This window comes from Microbacterium sp. CIAB417, assembly GCF_022788845.1.
This window is the reverse complement of the sequence record NZ_JAHZUT010000007.1, coordinates 68,404-85,071: the sequence shown is the minus strand read 5'-3', so window position 1 is coordinate 85,071 and position 16,668 is coordinate 68,404. Positions and strand designations below refer to the sequence as shown.

Here is a 16,668-nt window from a genome sequence, read left to right as displayed (position 1 = left end):
GTCAGTTCCTTCCGGCGGTCATGTGCCGCATGAGCGTTTCCTGGGTCGCATCGGCACGGTCGACCTCTGCCGTGATGCGCCCTTCGGAGATGGTGTAGATGCGGTCGGAGAGCCCGATCACCTCGGGAAGCTCCGAGGAGATGACGATGACCGCCTTCCCCTGCGCCGCGAGTTCGTTGATGATGCCGTAGATCTCGTACTTGGCCCCCACGTCGATGCCGCGGGTGGGTTCGTCGAGGATGAGCACGTCGGGTCCCGTGAACATCCACTTCGAGAGCACGACCTTCTGCTGATTGCCACCGGACAGCCGGCCCGTGATCGCGGCGACGCTGGGCGCCTTGATGTTCATCTTGTAGCGGTACGAGTCGGCGACCTTGTACTCGCGGTAGCGGTCCACGACGCCGAGCCGCGCCAGCCGCGCGAGCGCGGATGCGGAGACGTTCACCTGGATGTCGCCGATGAGGTTCAGGCCGTACTTCTTGCGGTCCTCCGTCGCATAGGCGATGCCGTGGCGGATCGCCGCATCCACTGTCCGCACGTCGATCCGCTCGCCGTTCTTGTAGACCTCACCGGAGATCCCGGTGCCGTACATGCGACCGAAGACGCTCATCGCGAGCTCGGTACGCCCGGCTCCCATGAGACCGGCGAAGCCGACGATCTCCCCCGCGCGCACCATGAAGGATGCGTCGTCGATCACCACACGCTCGGTGTCGACGGGGTGGTGCACGGTCCAGTGCTCGACGCGGAACAGCTCCTCGCCGATGTCGGGCTCGCGCGGCGGGAACAGGCTGTTGAGGTCGCGGCCGACCATGGCGCGGATGATGCGTCCCTCGTCCGTCTCCGGATCGTCACGGCGCATGGTCTCGATCGTGCGGCCGTCGCGGATGATGGTGATGCGGTCGGCGATGCGCAGCACCTCCTTCAGCTTGTGGCTGATGATGATGCAGGTGATCCCCTGCGCCCGCAGCTGGTCGATGAGATCCAGCAGATGGGCGGAGTCGTCGTCGTTGAGCGCCGCGGTGGGCTCATCCAGGATGAGCAGCTTCACCTCTTTGGCCAGCGCCTTCGCGATCTCCACCAGCTGCTGCTTGCCCACGCCGAGCTCGAAGATCTTGGTCGCCGGGTTCTCCTTGAGTCCCACCCGCGCGAGCAGGGCTGCTGCTTCCCGGTTCGTGGCGTTCCAGTCGATGACGCCCCGCCGCGACTTCTCGTTGCCGAGAAAGATGTTCTCGGCGATCGAGAGGTACGGACTCAGCGCGAGCTCCTGGTGGATGATGACGATGCCGGCGGCTTCACTGTCATTGATCGAGCGGAACGCGACCTGCTGCCCGGAGAGGGTGATCGTGCCCTCGAAGCTGCCCGCCGGGTAGACGCCGCTGAGCACCTTCATGAGCGTCGACTTGCCCGCGCCGTTCTCGCCGCAGATCGCGTGCACCTCGCCGGGGTAGACGTCGATCGAGACGTCGGAGAGCGCCGGCACGCCGTTGAAGGACTTGGAGATCCCCGCCATGCGCAGGATCGGTTCGGTCATGGTGTGTCCCTTCGCCGCCCGCGGGCGACGCTCGAGCGGCGGGGCGGGTGAGACCCGCCCCGCCGCGTGGATGGATCAGAGACCGACGTCGGAGGCCTTGAGGAAGCCGGAGTCGATGAGCTTCGACTGCACGTCGTCCTTCGTGACCACCTCGGGCGTCAGCAGGAACGACGGCACGACCTTCTTGCCGTTGTCGTAGGTCTTGGTGTCGTTGACCTCGACCTCCTTGCCCTGCGTGATCTCCTGGATCATCGTGAACACGCGGTCACCGAGTGCGCGCGTGTCCTTCCAGACCGTCATGGCCTGCAGGCCGTCGAGGATGGCCTTGACGTTCGCCTTGTCCGCATCCTGCCCGGTGATGATCGGGTAGTCCGCACCCGCGGTGTAGCCCGCGGACTTCAGCGACGCCTCGATGCCGATCGCGAGGCTGTCGTTGGGCGAGAGCACGACGTTGACCTTCTTGCCGTCGCCGTAGAACGACGAGAGGCGGTTGTCCATCTCGGCCTGCGCCTTGTCGGACGCCCAGCCCTGGATACCGATCGACGCCCAGGCGTCGTCGTTCGCGGGAGCCTTGCCGCTGGGAACGACCAGCTGCCCCTTGTCGACGTAGGGCTTCAGGACGTCCCAGGCGCCGGCGAAGAAGAACTTCGCGTTGTTGTCGTCGGGGCTGCCGGCGAAGGGCTCGAGGTTGAACGGCCCCTTGCCGTCCGCAAGGCCGAGCTGGCTCTCGATGTACTGGCCTTGGAGGGTGCCGACCTTGTAGTTGTCGAACGTGGCGTAGTAGTCGACGTTCTCGCTGCCGTTGATGAGGCGGTCGTAGGCGATGACGGTGGCGTCCTGCGCCTTCGCCTCCTCGAGCACCGGGCCGAGCGTGGAGCCGTCGATGGCGGCGATCACGAGGATCTTCGCGCCGCCGGCGAGCTGGTTCTGGATCTGGCTGATCTGCTGGTCGGTCTTGTTGTCGGCGTACTGCAGGTCGACGGTGCAGCCAGCGTCCTTCAGCTTGGCCTGCAGCTGCTCACCGTCGTTGATCCAGCGCTCGAGGCTGCGGGTGGGCATCGCGATGCCGACATTGCAGTCGGTCGAGGCAGCGGCGCCGGACGGGTCGTCGCCGCCGCGCGTCGACGAACACGCGGCGAGGCTGATGGCGAGGGCGCCGACCGCCACGGCCGCAAGGAGCTTGTTCTTCATGTGCTGTGCGTTTCCTCTCTGAATCGCAAGGCCGATAGCGGCGCGCCCGCACTGTCGCTGCGGCGGGCTCGGGGCTTCGTCGTCCCGGCTGATGACCGTCGGAATTATGACGGCTCCGTAAAATTAACCACCCCAGCCGATTTTGTCTAGAGGCACAACATAATCCGCTGGAAGCGATCCCCACGGAGCGGAAGACACGACCGGGCGCGAGCGAGCATCCCTTCGTCGAGCGAGCACCCGATGATGTACTCACTCGACGAACGGGTGCTCTCCCGGCGCAGGCGGGCGCCGGGCGCCTAGGCCCTGCGCACCGCGCGCGTCCAGCCCTTCCTTCGAGACCGGCCAGCAGCCAGGGTGGACAACGTGGACATCACGGATGACGTCGGCGCCTGGGTTGCGCAACAGCGGTGGTACGCCGGAAAGAGCCACGATCCGCGCTTCCGCGTGCTGGATGCCCAGCCCGCGCCGGCCGCCACCCGCTACCTACTGATGGACGACGCCGGCACGCTGCCCGCGCTGTACCACGTACCCGTCGGGGTCGTCTCGCACGCGGACGAGGCCGACGACGTCATCGGGCGAACGGTCGACGGACTCCTCGTGGATGCGGCGCGCCAGAGCGCTTTCGCGATCGGCACCCTCGAGGCGATGGGCGTCGATGTGAGCCGCGTGACGGGGTCACGAGTCCTGGCGATCGAGCAGTCCAACACCTCGATCATCTTCGACGAGGACGGACAGCCGTCGATCATCATGAAGCTCTTCCGCACGCTCCACCACGGGGAGAACCCCGACGTCACCGTGCAGCGCGTCCTGAGCGCCGCGGGGTCGCCGTACGTCCCCCGGTTCTTCGGGAGCCTCGACGCCGAGTGGCCGGATGTGGGGCGCGAATCCGGCGTCGCGCGCGGCACGCTCGCGTTCGCGCAGGAGTTCCTGCGCGGGGTCCGCGACGGCTGGTCGGTGGCGCTGGAGGCGGCGCGGGAGCGGCGCGACTTCACCGAGGCCGCGCACGATCTGGGGACCGCCGTCGCCGGGGTCCACGGCGCCCTCGGCGCGACTCTCGGCGCATCCGCCCCCGACCCCGACGCGGTCGCCGCCGTCGGCGTCGCCTGGCGGCGGCGACTTCGGATCGCGGCGGCAGAGGTTCCCGCGGTCGCCGACCGCCTTCCGGCGATCGAGGCCGTCTACCGCTCCGCACTCGAGCGGACATGGCCCCACCTGCAACGTATCCACGGGGATCTGCACCTCGGTCAGGTGCTCGCCGTCCCGCACGGCGGCTGGCGCCTCGTCGACTTCGAGGGGGAGCCGCTGCGCCCGATGACCGAGCGGGCGATCCCCGATCTCCCGCCGCGTGACGTGGCGGGGATGCTGCGCTCGTTCGACTACGCAGGAGCGGTCGGCAAGGCCCCGGATGCGGCGGCGTGGTCCGCCGCCTGCCGCAGCGCCTTCCTCCAGGCGTATGCGAGCGCACCGGGTGCGGTCGCGCTCGATCCCGTGCTTCTTCGAGCCCTCGTGCTCGACAAGGCCGTCTACGAGTCGGTCTACGAGGCGCGCAACCGGCCGGACTGGCTTCCGGTTCCGCTCGCCGGCATCGATCAGGCGCTGACCGACTGAGTCAGTCGGACTCCGGCTCCGGCTCGGGTGCACGGAGCATCAGGAACCGCGCACCGTACGCGGGCAGCGACACCGGGAAGCTCTGCAGATCGTCGACGCGGCCCACGTCCTCGCCCGTGGCGGCGTCGGTCACGTCGCTCTGCGGCAGGAGGTGCTCGGAGCGCACCGTCCCGACGATCGGCTCGGCGGAGAAGTTCAGCACGGTCACCTGCATCGGCGCGTCGGCCGCCGCATCGCCGTTGTCGAGCCGGTGCACGAGAACGAGCATCGCCGCGTGGGCCACCTCCGGCACATCCACCTGGGTCGCCGTCGCGATGCCGGACTCCCGACGCAGGTCCAGGATGCCGGCGAGTCGGCTCGCGAAGGAGGCGGGGTCGTCGAGCTGGGCGGGTAACGGCCCGTACAGCGCGCGACCACGCGGCATCCCCGCCGCCGACCGTGTGGCGGCGGGGTCGGCATCGAGCAGGTCATGCGCGCCGCGCTCGATCCAGCGTGTGTCGCCGGCAGAGATGAGGTCGGCGACCTCGGCAGCCGGGACGGTCAGCATCCCCACCAGGTCCCACCCGGAGAGCGCGAAGACGCCGGGCTGCCACGCGTTGTACGCGCACAGGAGCAGGTGCGCGTCGCGGATGACGGGCACGTGCTCGTCGCGCACCCCGTCGAGGCTCTCGATGTCCTGCGTCGCCGCGATCAGTGACGCCGTGGTGCAGGCGATCCCGTTCTGCGTGAAGACGCGGTTGTAGTCCGCGGTCGCCGTCAGGCGCTCGGTCAGCTCGGCGCGCACGAGCTCCGCCAGCTCACCGCCCGAGACCTCGTGGCCGCGGAATCGGTAGAGATCGTCGGCGTGACGGGTCGCCCAGTGGACGAGCTCGTAGGTGAGCTCGTCGTGGTTCTGTAGCCCGTGGACGAGCTGCACCGGCGCCACTCCGAGCTCGAGCGAAGACGTGAGGGCGAGGCGCAGGAACTCGGTCTGCCCGGTGGCCAGGGCGTGGTGGTAGCCCGGGCGCCCGATGAAGTCGTACGAGAGGTCCGCGCCGACCGCCCCCGTGTCGCGGATGTCCTCGATCGTCAGGTTCAGCTCCTGGAAGGTGAAGCCGCCGACCTTTCGCACCATGCCCGCGATGATGTGGTTCGCCGCGTGCGAGAGGGGGTGGCCTTCCGACCACGCCGGCAGCCCTTCGGCGCTCTTCTCTACGCCGAGGAACCCGTTGGCATCCAGACGCAGCGCGCTCGTGCCGAGCTCTCCCAGGGAGTGGAGGGCGTCGCCGATCACCAGCCGCATCCCGGCGAAGGTCGGATCCAGCCAGTTGATCGAGGGCTGTCCCTGCTTGAAGTAGTGCAGATACACCCAGCGTCGGGTGGCGCCGTCGGGGCCGATCACGGGCGCGGTGGCGCTCCAGTTGGTCTCCTTCACCCCCGGCGTGTAGAAGATCACCCGCTGCAGCGCCCCGATGATGTACCCGCGCTCGGCGAGTTCGTGCTCGGTGGCCGGGTCCAGGTTCACGCTGTCGACGCCGTCGGGCACCTCCGGGAGCAGCGACCAGTCCTCCCGCGGGATCTCGACCATGTGGTAGATGCCCGGGTAGTCCTTGAAGCCCATCTCCGCCAGGCGGAAGTCGGCCCCTTTGCCGGTGTGTCCGGGAACGATGTCGTCGATCACGCTTCCGCCGTACGCGTCGGCGACGTCGCAGAGGGTGCGGAACTCGTCCTCGGTTCCGAAAGCGGGGTCGATCGCCGTGCTGATGCGGTCGAAGTGCCCGTCGACGCTGGGGGTCTCCCCCCATCCCGCGATGCCGCCGGCGCGCTTGACGGGGCCGGTGTGGATCGCCGTGACCCCGATGCGTTCGAAGACCGCCCACAGCTCCTCGTCGCCGAGAGCCGCGAGGAAGGACTGCCCTGGTCGGGTGATGAGCGAGATCGGATACGCCGTGAACCACACGTCGCTCGTGGCGATCGCCCGGCGCGCGTCGGGGCGGGCGTAAGGATTGCGCCACATCGCGGGCTGGCCGGACAGCTGCCGCGCCAGGACGTCCGCGTCCTTGAGCATCGACTGCCGCACGAGCCACTCGACGTAGGACGGGTTCGTGCCGTTGGCGGTGCGCGGGTCGGTGCGGATGCGGCGCACACTGCCGCCGCGGAACTGGTCCCGCGGGCGGAGTCGCCGCGGACGCGCCGGGTACCGCTGTTCGTCGTAGCTGATCTCGGGTGCCTCGAGCTCGCCCTCCCCGGCCTCCGCGGCCATCCTGGGCAGGTCGATGGGGCCGGTGTAGAGGTCTTCGGGCCGGTGGTCGTCGCGCGCCATTCCTCCACGGTAGAGATTCCGCCCGCTCGCCACGAGCACTGGCGCGTATCGCGCAGAACATCTATGGATGCGCGCCCGCGGTCCGGTTCGGCGAGTTGCGTCGCACCTGCACATTCGCGCCACTTCTCCGCATCCGCCACAGTCATTCACTGATGCACCTGCGCAAGAGTGTGGCCGACTGACCCCGGACCGGCCGACCGATCTCCAGATCACGGTGAGGTCGATCGCGGGCGCGGCGATCCTGTCCGAAACCTGTCCAGCGTCCCGTCGCGGAGCCGGCGCGAAGATCTCTAGCCTGTCATCATGTCTCGCTTCGACCTTCCTCTCGATGAACTCCGCGATTACCGGCCGGAGGTGCGCGTCCCCGCGGATTTCGACGACTTCTGGCGGACCACCATCGCCGACGCACGCCGCGCGGGCGGTGAGGTCGTCTGCGAGGAGCACGAGACACCGCTGACCGCGTTCCGCGTCTACGACGTGCGCTTTCCCGGCTTCGCTGGAGAACCCATCGCCGGCTGGTTCCTGCTTCCGCGCGAGGCCTCGGCCCCCCTGCCGGTCGTCGTCGAGTACAACGGCTACGGCGGTGGACGCGGCCTCCCGTTCGAACGTCTCGGCTGGGCAGCGGCCGGATACGCCTACTTCTTCATGGACACGCGGGGACAGGGCGGGATGTGGGGCAGCGGCGGAATCACCCCCGACCCGCACGGGTCGGGGCCGGCGTCGACCGGCGTGATGACGCGAGGCATCGAGAGCCCTGAAGATCACTACTATCGACGCGTCTTCACGGATGCGGTGCGTGCCGTCGATGCCGTGCGCACGCTCCCCGGCGTCGATCCGACCCGCGTCGCCGTCGCGGGCGGGAGCCAGGGCGGCGGAATCGCATTGGCCGCCGCCGGGCTGAGCGACGGGCTGATCGCCGCGCTGCCGGACGTCCCCTTCCTCTGCCACTTCGAACGATCCGTGGGCATGACCGATCGCGACCCCTATCAGGAGGTCGTGCGCTACCTGTCGGTGTATCGCGGCGCCGAAGACCGCGTCTTCGAGACGCTCTCGTACTTCGACGGCGTCAACATGGCCGCCCGCGCCACCGCCCCCGCCCTGTTCTCCGTCGGGCTGCTCGATCCGATCTGTCCGCCGTCGACCGTGTTCGCGGCGTTCAACCACTACGGCGGCGAGAAGGAGATCGAGGTCTACGCGCACAACGAGCACGAGGGCGGTCAGGCCTATCAGTGGCTCGCGCAGACGCGGTTCCTCGCGGCGCGTGTCTGACACGAGTCCCCGCGACGCCGGTCACCCCGCGGACGCGGAAGCGGTTCTCGCCGCCGGAGTGCGCCGCACGCAGCCGCTGCGCTCGCTGCTGCGCCTGCTGCATCCGCATCGCACACGCCTCGGCTTCGCGATGGCGGCGTTCGTGATCAAGGACAGCCCCACCTGGGTGCTCCCGCCCGTGACCGCCGCGATCATCGACATCGTCGTGATCGGAGGCCCGCTGTGGCGCATCGGAGTGTGGGCGGGGGCGGCGCTGCTGCTGCTCGCTCTCAACTATCCCTTCGCGATGGTCATGGTGCGCATCACGAGCGCCGCGACGCGGTCGCTCGCCTACACCGTGCGCACGGGGCTGGCCGCCCGGCTTCAGCGGTTCTCGCTGGGCGTGCACAACCGCCACAGCGCCGCCGTCGTGCAGACCAAGATCATCCGTGATGTCGAGAACATCGAGCTCATGCTCGCGCAGGTCTTCCCGACCGTTCTGTCCGCGGTCGCGACCGTGCTCGGCGCGATCATCGTCACCGCCGTCCAGGTGCCGCAGTTCGTGGCGGTCTTCGTCGTCGCCATCCCCGTCGCCGCGGGGCTGATCGTCTACATCCGCCGCCGGGCCGCTCACCGCAACGAGGACTTCCGTCGCGAGGTGGAGCGCCTCTCCGCGCAGGTCAACGAGATGGCCGTCCTGCTCCCGATCACCCGTGGTCACGGCCTGGAGGATGTCGCCACCACACGCGTGGCCGACCGTGCCGAGTCGGTGCGCCGAGCGGGTGCGCAGCTCGATGTCCTCAACGGCCGATTCGGCGCGATCTCGTGGCTCACGTATCAGGTGCTCGCGCTGCTCTGCCTGGTCGCGGCGTCCTCGCTCGCCGTCACCGGCGTGCTCCCCATCACCGCGGGCGATGTCGTGCTGCTGAGCACGTACTTCACGATCCTCACGAACGCCGTCGTCATGCTGATGAACGTGGCGCCCGTGCTGAGCCGGGGCATGGATGCGATGCGCTCGATCGCCGACGTCGCCGAAGAACTGGACATCGAAGACAACTCGGGCAAGGCCGACCCCGGACGCCTGAGGGGTGCGATCGAGCTGCAGGACGTCGTCGTGCGCTACCCGGACGCCGCGCTCCCCGCCCTCGACCGCGTCCGGCTGCGCATCGAGCCCGGCGAGACGATCGCGTTCGTGGGGGCATCCGGCTCGGGCAAGTCGACGCTGCTGAACGTCATACTCGGCTTCGTCACACCGACCTCCGGCACGATCCTGCTCGACGGACAAGACCTGTCCACGCTCGATCTGCGAGCGGTTCGCCGTTCCTACTCGATCGTTCCTCAGGAGACGGTCCTGCTGGCCGGCACGGTACGGCAGAACGTCGCCTACGGCCTCCGCGAATCCTCCGACGAGCGCATCCTGGCGGCGCTGGCCGACGCGAACGCGCTGGACATCATCGAGCAGTCTCCCGACGGACTCGACACCCGGGTCGGCGAGCGAGGCTCACGCCTGTCCGGAGGACAGCGACAGCGTCTCGCGATCGCGCGGGCCCTCATCCGCGACCCCTCGATCCTGATCCTCGACGAAGCCACGAGCGCCCTCGACCCGGTCTCCGAACGGCACGTCTCCGACGCCCTCGAGCGCGCACGCCGCGGCCGCACGACGCTCATCGTGGCTCATCGACTCACGACGGTCCGGGGCGCCGATCGCATCGTGGTGGTGGACGCCGGACGCATCGTGGAGATCGGGAGCCATGAGGAGCTGCTGCGCGTCGGGGGCGCCTACGCGCGGCTGGCCTCAGGGAGCGACTGAGCCGATCACGGGGCGCTCCCCCGTGCCGCGCTCGATGATCCAGGTGGGCATGTCGATCTGCCGGCTGAAGGCCGTCGGGTCCTGGATCCGCTCGAGGGCGAGCTCGGCCGATGCGCGCCCCAGCGCCACGGGATCGTACGAGACGACGCTCACGCCCATGAGATCCGCGGTGTCGAAGTCGTCGAACCCGACCAGCGCCGTGCGGTCGTCACCGCGGGCGCGCAGTGCCCGGAGAGCACCGATCGTCATCCTGTTGTTTCCCGCCACGATGGCCGTCGGCGGCTCGGCGCGATCGAGCAGAGCTCCCACCAGTCGCTCCGAGGGAACGGACATGTCGTCTTCGAGGAGCTCCCACGCACCCTGCGCGGGGATGCCGGCGGCGCTCAGAGCCGCCCGGTAACCCGCTACGCGCTCCTGCTGGGAGTAGACGGATGCGGGATTGCACACGTAGGCGATGCGCCGATGCCCGTGCGCGACGAGTCTTCGCGTCGCCTCTTCGACGCCCGTCCGGTTGGCGAGGACGACCGCGTCGGCGACCAGGTTGCGTGCGGGGCGATCGACGGCGACCACCGGGGTGCCCAGCTGTCGTTCGCCCTCGAGATACGACTGGTCAGAGGCGACCGGCACGAGCAGGAGCGCGTCGATGCGGTGGGACAACAGGGTGTCGGCGGTGCGGGCCTCACCCTCCTCCGTGTCATCGGTCGTTGCGAGGATCAGCCCGTAGCCGTGCTCGTTGAGGTGCTTCTCGATGCCGGAGGCGACCTTGTAGTAGAAGGGGTTGCCCAGCTCCCCGATCATGAGTCCGACGGTGCGCGTGCGGCCCCCTCGCCGCAGTCCCCGAGCCAGCGCGTTCGGGCGGAAGCGCAGCCGCTTCGCGGCAGCCAGGACGCGCTCCGCTGTCTCGGGCGCCACGAGCTCACGCTGCGTGAATACCCGCGACACCGTTTTCGAGCTCACGTTGGCGAGCCGCGCGACGTCGTCCGCCGTCGCTCTCTGCTGGGTCATCCTCGCCCCCTTTCGTGGTCAGTGTAGCGCGGAGACGCTCTCATGTCGTCGAAGGACATTGGAGCGACATTCGCATGCGGATGGTCGGGACGTGCTCTCGAGAAATCCCAGGTCAAGGGGTATTCAATCTCCGTCTGCAGTAGTTGGACAGTCGAAGACAACGTTGACATTCATCCCTTGTCAACGTCGGACATTCCGGCTTAAGTTGGCGCTGCGCCCCCGCACCCACGGCGGCGCAGCGCCCGACCCACGGGTGCTCCAGATCAACGGTGAATCTGCAGAGGAAGACACTCATGGCAAAGAAGCTCATCGCGGGCGCTGCCTTCACGGTGGTGGCCGCACTGGCTCTGACGGGCTGCTCCGGCGGCGCGGCGGACGACGCGAACAACAAGATCGACGGCGATGTGAAGGGCGAGGTCAAGTTCGTGACCTGGCGCACCGACCTCATCCAGGACGGAACCTTCGACAAGTACGCGGAGGAGTTCCACGCGAAATACCCCGACGCCACCGTCACGTTCGAGGGCATCACCGACTACGAGGGCGAGCTGCGCACCCGCCTGAGCACCGAGAACTACGGCGATGTCCTCGGCATCCCGAACAGCGTGCAGCCCGACCAGTTCGCCGACTACTTCGAGCCGCTGGGGCAGACCTCCGATCTGGCGAGCACGTATCGCTTCCTCGCTCCGAAGAGCTACGACGGCACCCAGTACGGCCTCGCACTGGGCGGCAACGCCAATGGGCTGGTCTACAACACCAGCGTGTTCAAGGAGGCCGGGATCACCGAGCTCCCGAAGTCCGAAGACGAGTTCCTGGCCGACCTGAAGCAGATCGCGGCCAAGACCGACGCGACGCCTCTCTACACCAACTACAAGGACGGCTGGCCGCTGAGCCAGTGGACCGGCGATGTCGGCGCGATCACGGGCAACCCGGACGCTCTGAACGAGATGACGACGCAGGACGCCCCGTGGACGGAGGGCACCGACATCTACGCGATCGACTCGCTGATCTTCGATGCGACCTCCGCCGGCCTCATCGAAGCCGACCCGCTGACGTCCAACTGGGAGCAGTCCAAGGTGGACTTCGCCGCCGGCAAGATCGCGACGATGGCGCTCGGCTCGTGGGCGATCTCGCAGCTGCAGGCAGCGGCGACCGACAACGGCGAGAGCGCGGACACCGTCGGCTACATGACGTTCCCGGCCTCCGCGGACGGCACCCAGTACGCCGTCGTCGGCGGCGACTACAACCTCGGGATCAACATCCACTCCAAGGTCAAGGCGGCCGCCAAGGCATGGATCGACTTCCTGCTCGAGGATTCCGGCTTCACGTCGGATCAGGGCATGGTCTCGGCGCTGCTGGCAGACCCGCTCCCGGACAACCTCGCAGGCCTGACCGACAACGGCGTGCAGTTGCTCGAGCTGAACGCCGCCCCCGCGGGCGAGGAGTCGCTGCTGACGAACATCGCCGACAAGGCGCAGATCGATCTGTACGGCAACATCTATCGCCAGAAGCTCGTCGACATCGCCCGCGGCGCGGCCAGCGGCGACAAGCAGTCCTACTTCGACGAACTCAACGCCGCCTGGGCCGACGCTCGGGCCTCGGTGGGATAACGACCCCTCGCGTGCACCGGGACGACCCGTCCCGGTGCACGCCGGTCAGGAGCATCTCATGTCCTTCAGTGCAGCATCCCCTGAGAGCGCTGACGCCACCCGCGCCGTCGTGACGGCCGAGCGTGCGACCGGTCGTCGCCGGCGTCGCCGCCGGCCCACCGCCCCCGCGGGCGGCCCCGCGGGCCGCAGCATCCTCGCGAAGCTCACACCGTATCTGTTCATCGCCGCCGCCGTCGGTCTGCTCCTGCTGCTGACGTACCTGCCGGCCGCCAACATGCTGTGGTACAGCGTCACGGACTGGGACGGCATCGACAAGCAGAAGAACTTCGTCGGCCTGGCGAACTACATCGACGTCTTCACCGATCCCCGGATCTTCAGCGTCTTCTTCGTCAGCCTCTACTACTTCGCCGGCGCCTTCGTGCAGATGGCGATCGCCCTCTACTTCGCCGCGCTGCTGTCGACGCGCACGCGTTTCGCGAACCTCTTCCGCGGCATCCTCTTCTTCCCCTACCTGATCAACGGCGTCGCCATCGGCTTCGTCTTCCTGTACCTCTTCCAGCCCGGAGGCACGCTCGACACGGCGCTGTCGTGGTTCGGGATGACGGATCCCCCGCAGTGGCTCGGCGACCCCAACGTCGCGAACTTCTCCCTCGCCGGCACCAGCGTGTGGCGCTACACCGGCATGAACTTCGTCCTGTTCCTCGGGGCGATCCAGTCGATCCCGCAGGACCAGTACGAGGCGGCCGACATCGACGGCGCAAACGCCTGGCAGCAGTTCTGGGCGCTCACCTTCCCCGGCATCCGTCGCATCATCGGCCTGAGCTTCATCCTCGCCGTCGCCGGCAGCCTCTCGGTGTTCGAGATCCCGTTCATCATGACCGGCGGCGCCAACGGCACCTCCACATTCGTCATCCAGACCCTGCAGACGGCGTTCACCTACCGGCAGGTGGGGCTCGCCTCGGCCATGGCCATCGTGCTCCTGCTCATCGTGCTGGCCGTGACGTGGATCCAGCGGCGGATCTTCCCCGACGAGAAAGTTGACCTGACATGACCACCAAGCTCCGCAGCACAGCGCGCGTGCGCGCGGGCCGGACGGCGGCCGGAACCGTCAAGTACGGATCCCTCCTGATCGCGGTCGCGCTCACCGTGCTGCCCCTGTCGGTCGTTCTCATCGCCAGCCTCAAGACGCAGCAGGAGTTCGGCGCGAGCGGCCCCTTCGACGCCCCCGGCAACTGGTTCAACTTCGAGAACTACGTCACCGCGTTCCAACAGGGCAACATGGTGCAGGGCTTCATCAACACGACGATCGTGCTGGTGATCTCGCTCGCCGGAACGATCCTGATCGGAACGATGGCGGCCTACGCCCTCGATCGGTTCCACTTCCGCGGCAAGACGCTCGTGGTGGGTCTCTTCCTCGTCGCGACGCTCATCCCCGGGGTCACGAGCCAGGTGGCCACCTTCCAGATCATCAACGGGCTCGGCCTCTACGACTCGATGGGCGCGCTGGTGCTGCTGTTCATGGGCACCGACATCATCTCGATCTACATCTTCATCCAGTTCATGCAGTCGATCCCGACCTCCCTCGACGAGGCCGCCATGATCGACGGCGCGAACCGGTGGACCATCTACTGGAGAGTGATCCTTCCCCTGCTCAAGCCCGCCATCGCCACGGTCGTGATCATCAAGGGGATCGCCATCTACAACGAGTTCTACCTGCCCTTCCTCTATCTGCCTTCGCAGGGACTCATCTCGACGTCGCTGTTCCGCTTCAAGGGCCCGTTCGGCGCGCACTGGGAGATCATCGCCGCCGGGACCATCCTCGTCATCGTCCCCACCCTCCTCGCGTTCCTGCTGTTGCAGCGCTGGATCTACAAGGGCCTCACATCAGGAGCCGTCAAATGACCTCGACCCCCCTCGTCCGCCGTCCGCTCACCCAGGACTGGACGCTCACTCCGGGCGCCGGACCTGTGCCCGCAGCGATCGAGGGCCGCACCATCACCGCCACCGTGCCCGGATGCGTGCACGTCGATCTGCTCGCCGCGCAGCTCATCCCCGACCCGTACCTGGACGACAACGAATCGCTGCTCGCGTGGATCGGTCGCGTCGATTGGACGTATCGCACGCGCTTCACATGGTCCCGCGGCGACAGGGACCGTCACGACCTGGTCTTCGACGGCCTCGACACGGTCGCCCGGGTCGAGCTCAACGGCACGACGCTGATCGAGACGGCGAATCAGCACCGCAGCTACCGCCTGCCTGTGGACGGCCTCCTCGTCGAGGGCGAGAACGACCTGGTCGTGCGCTTCACGGCGCCGGTTCCCTACGCCAACGCACAGAGCCTGGCACTGGGCGTACGCCCCCGCCCCTACCCGCTGCCCTACGAGGCCATCCGGAAGTCCGCCTGCAACTTCGGTTGGGACTGGGGCATCGCGACCTTCACGAGCGGCATCTGGCGCGAGGTGCGCCTGGAGTCGTGGACGAGCGCACGACTCGATCGCGTGCTCGTGGATGCGACCCCCGACGGCGACGGCGGGGTCGTGACCGCCCGCGTGCAGATCGAACGCGCGGATGCCGGCGCGCCGCTGGCGGTACGCCTCACCGTGGGCGGCGAGAGCGCGACCGTTCCGATCTCCGCAGGCGAAGCGACGGTGCGCGTCGCACTCGACCGGGTCGAGCGCTGGTGGCCCATCGGCTACGGCGCCCAGCCGCTCAGCGACGTCGCCGTCGAGCTCGTCCACGCCGGCGGCGTGATCGACCGCACCGAGCGGCGCGTCGGTTTCCGCACCGTGCGTTGGGACACGACAGCGGACGCCGAAGGCACCCCGTTCACGCTCGTCGTCAACGACCAGCCGGTGTTCGTGAAGGGTGTGAACTGGATTCCCGACGACGCGCTCCCCGTTCGCGTCGATCGCGCACGGTACCGCCGCCGACTCGAGCAGGCCGTGGAGGCGAACCTCAACCTCATCCGGGTATGGGGCGGTGGAATCTACGAGAACGACGACTTCTACGAGCTGTGCGACGAGCTGGGACTGCTGACCTGGCAGGACTTCCTGTTCGCCTGCGCCGCCTACCCCGAGGAGGAGCCGCTGCGCTCCGAGATCGAGGCGGAGGCGTACGAGAACGTGGCACGGCTGGCCCACCACGCCTCGCTCGTTCTGCTGACCGGCAACAACGAGAATCTGTGGGGGTTCGAGGACTGGGACTGGAAGCGCCGGCTCGATGGCAAGACCTGGGGCGCCTACTACTACTACGAGCTCTTCCCCCGCGTCATCGCGGAGATCGCCGCCCACGTGCCGTACGCGCCCGGCAGCCCTTTCAGCCCGGGCGGCCAACACCCCAACGCCGAAGAGCACGGGACCATGCACCTCTGGGAGCAGTGGAACCGGCAGGACTGGCTGACCTACCGCGATCACCGACCCCGGTTCGTGGCGGAGTTCGGCTGGCAGGGACCGCCCGCGTGGTCGACGCTGGTCCGCTCGATCAGCGACGCCCCGCTGACCCCGGAGTCGCCGGGCATGATCGTGCACCAGAAGGCGATGGAAGGGAACGTCAAGCTGACCACGGGACTCGTGCCCCACTTCAGGGTTCCGGAAGACATGGAGAGCTGGCACTGGGCGATGCAGCTCAACCAGGCCATCGCCGTGCGCACCGCGCTCGATCACTTCCGCTCGTGGGCGCCCCACACGATGGGCGCGATCGTCTGGCAGCTCAACGACTGCTGGCCGGTCACCTCCTGGGCGGCGATCGACGGCGACGAGCGCCCCAAGCCGCTGTTCTATGCGCTCCGACAGTCGTTCGCACCGCGGGTGATCACGGTGCAGCCGCGTGAGTCGGGACTGGCGGCGGTGCTCGGCAACGACACGGATGCCGCGTGGGAGGGACACCTGCGCGTGCGGCGGCTCGGGCTGGACGGCACCGTGCACGCCGAGGAGACCCTACCGCTGAGCGTCGCACCCCGCGCGAGCGCCACGGTGCCGCTGCCCGCATCCGTCGCCGTCGCCGCGGATGCGGCGTCCGAGCTCCTCGCGGCGGACGCGCACGACGCGCGCGGATTCTGGTTCTTCGCCGAGGCACGCGACAGCTCCCTCACCGCGGCGCAGTTCGATCTCTCGGTCACGGCTGTCCCCGGAGGCTCGGAGGTGACCGTCACCGCGCGGTCGCTCATCCGCGATCTGACGTTCCTCGTCGACAAGCTCGACCCCGCAGCCCATGCGGAAGAGGGTTTGCTGACGCTCCTGCCGGGTGAGACCGCGACCGTTCGCATCAGGCATCGCGGTGCGCTCGACGCCGAGGCGTTCGCCGCGCCCGCCGTCGCGCGCAGCGCGAACCAGCTGGTGACCTCGTGAACGGGCTGCAGGAACCCGTC

Annotated in this window: 11 protein-coding genes; 7 read left to right on the top strand and 4 right to left on the bottom strand. The window is 68.3% G+C overall.

Annotated features, from left to right (window positions below):
• Position 1: 1 nt before the first annotated feature.
• Together mmsA and chvE are read right to left on the bottom strand one after the other, a co-directional pair.
• On the bottom strand, positions 2-1,531 hold the full coding sequence (gene mmsA, locus KYX17_RS25445; RefSeq protein ID WP_243231070.1) for a multiple monosaccharide ABC transporter ATP-binding protein: 1,530 nt from the start codon (positions 1,529-1,531) through the stop codon (positions 2-4).
• Between the two features lie 75 nt (positions 1,532-1,606).
• The gene (gene chvE, locus KYX17_RS25440) at positions 1,607-2,722 is read right to left on the bottom strand and encodes a multiple monosaccharide ABC transporter substrate-binding protein (RefSeq protein ID WP_243231069.1); all 1,116 of its coding nucleotides are present in this window, start codon (positions 2,720-2,722) and stop codon (positions 1,607-1,609) included.
• Between the two features lie 363 nt (positions 2,723-3,085).
• Here chvE and KYX17_RS25435 point away from each other — a divergent pair, with 363 nt between their 5' ends.
• Positions 3,086-4,330, top strand: a complete 1,245-nt coding sequence (locus KYX17_RS25435) for a phosphotransferase (protein WP_243231068.1) — start codon at positions 3,086-3,088, stop codon at positions 4,328-4,330.
• A gap of 1 nt (position 4,331) precedes the next feature.
• On the opposite strand, the gene treS is transcribed toward KYX17_RS25435, so the two are convergent.
• Positions 4,332-6,632: a maltose alpha-D-glucosyltransferase gene (gene treS / locus KYX17_RS25430; RefSeq protein ID WP_243231067.1), complete on the bottom strand. Its 2,301-nt coding sequence runs from the start codon at positions 6,630-6,632 to the stop codon at positions 4,332-4,334.
• Between the two features lie 303 nt (positions 6,633-6,935).
• Here treS and KYX17_RS25425 point away from each other — a divergent pair, with 303 nt between their 5' ends.
• The gene (locus KYX17_RS25425; RefSeq protein ID WP_137418171.1) at positions 6,936-7,901 is read left to right on the top strand and encodes an acetylxylan esterase; all 966 of its coding nucleotides are present in this window, start codon (positions 6,936-6,938) and stop codon (positions 7,899-7,901) included.
• Entirely contained in the window at positions 7,894-9,690 is a 1,797-nt protein-coding gene (locus KYX17_RS25420) for an ABC transporter ATP-binding protein (RefSeq protein WP_243231059.1), read from the top strand. The genes KYX17_RS25425 and KYX17_RS25420 overlap by 8 nt, the downstream gene beginning before the upstream one ends.
• Here KYX17_RS25420 and KYX17_RS25415 read toward each other — a convergent pair.
• Positions 9,676-10,695, bottom strand: a complete 1,020-nt coding sequence (locus KYX17_RS25415) for a LacI family DNA-binding transcriptional regulator (protein ID WP_243231057.1) — start codon at positions 10,693-10,695, stop codon at positions 9,676-9,678. The genes KYX17_RS25420 and KYX17_RS25415 overlap by 15 nt on opposite strands.
• A 293-nt stretch (positions 10,696-10,988) precedes the next feature.
• Between KYX17_RS25415 and KYX17_RS25410 the strand changes: the two genes are divergently transcribed.
• Genes KYX17_RS25410 through KYX17_RS25395 form a run of 4 tightly spaced genes read left to right on the top strand, consistent with a single transcriptional unit; the run spans position 10,989 to position 16,648 of the window.
• A complete protein-coding gene (locus KYX17_RS25410; protein WP_243231056.1) occupies positions 10,989-12,302 on the top strand; it encodes an ABC transporter substrate-binding protein in 1,314 nt (437 codons plus the stop codon).
• A 58-nt stretch (positions 12,303-12,360) separates the two neighbouring features.
• Positions 12,361-13,353, top strand: a complete 993-nt coding sequence (locus tag KYX17_RS25405) for a carbohydrate ABC transporter permease (protein ID WP_243231054.1) — start codon at positions 12,361-12,363, stop codon at positions 13,351-13,353.
• Positions 13,350-14,204 (top strand): carbohydrate ABC transporter permease, encoded by an 855-nt coding sequence (locus tag KYX17_RS25400; protein ID WP_243231052.1) that lies wholly within the window; start codon positions 13,350-13,352, stop codon positions 14,202-14,204. Before KYX17_RS25405 ends, KYX17_RS25400 begins: the two co-directional genes overlap by 4 nt.
• On the top strand, positions 14,201-16,648 hold the full coding sequence (locus KYX17_RS25395) for a glycoside hydrolase family 2 protein (protein ID WP_243231050.1): 2,448 nt from the start codon (positions 14,201-14,203) through the stop codon (positions 16,646-16,648). Before KYX17_RS25400 ends, KYX17_RS25395 begins: the two co-directional genes overlap by 4 nt.
• Positions 16,649-16,668 lie beyond the last annotated feature (20 nt).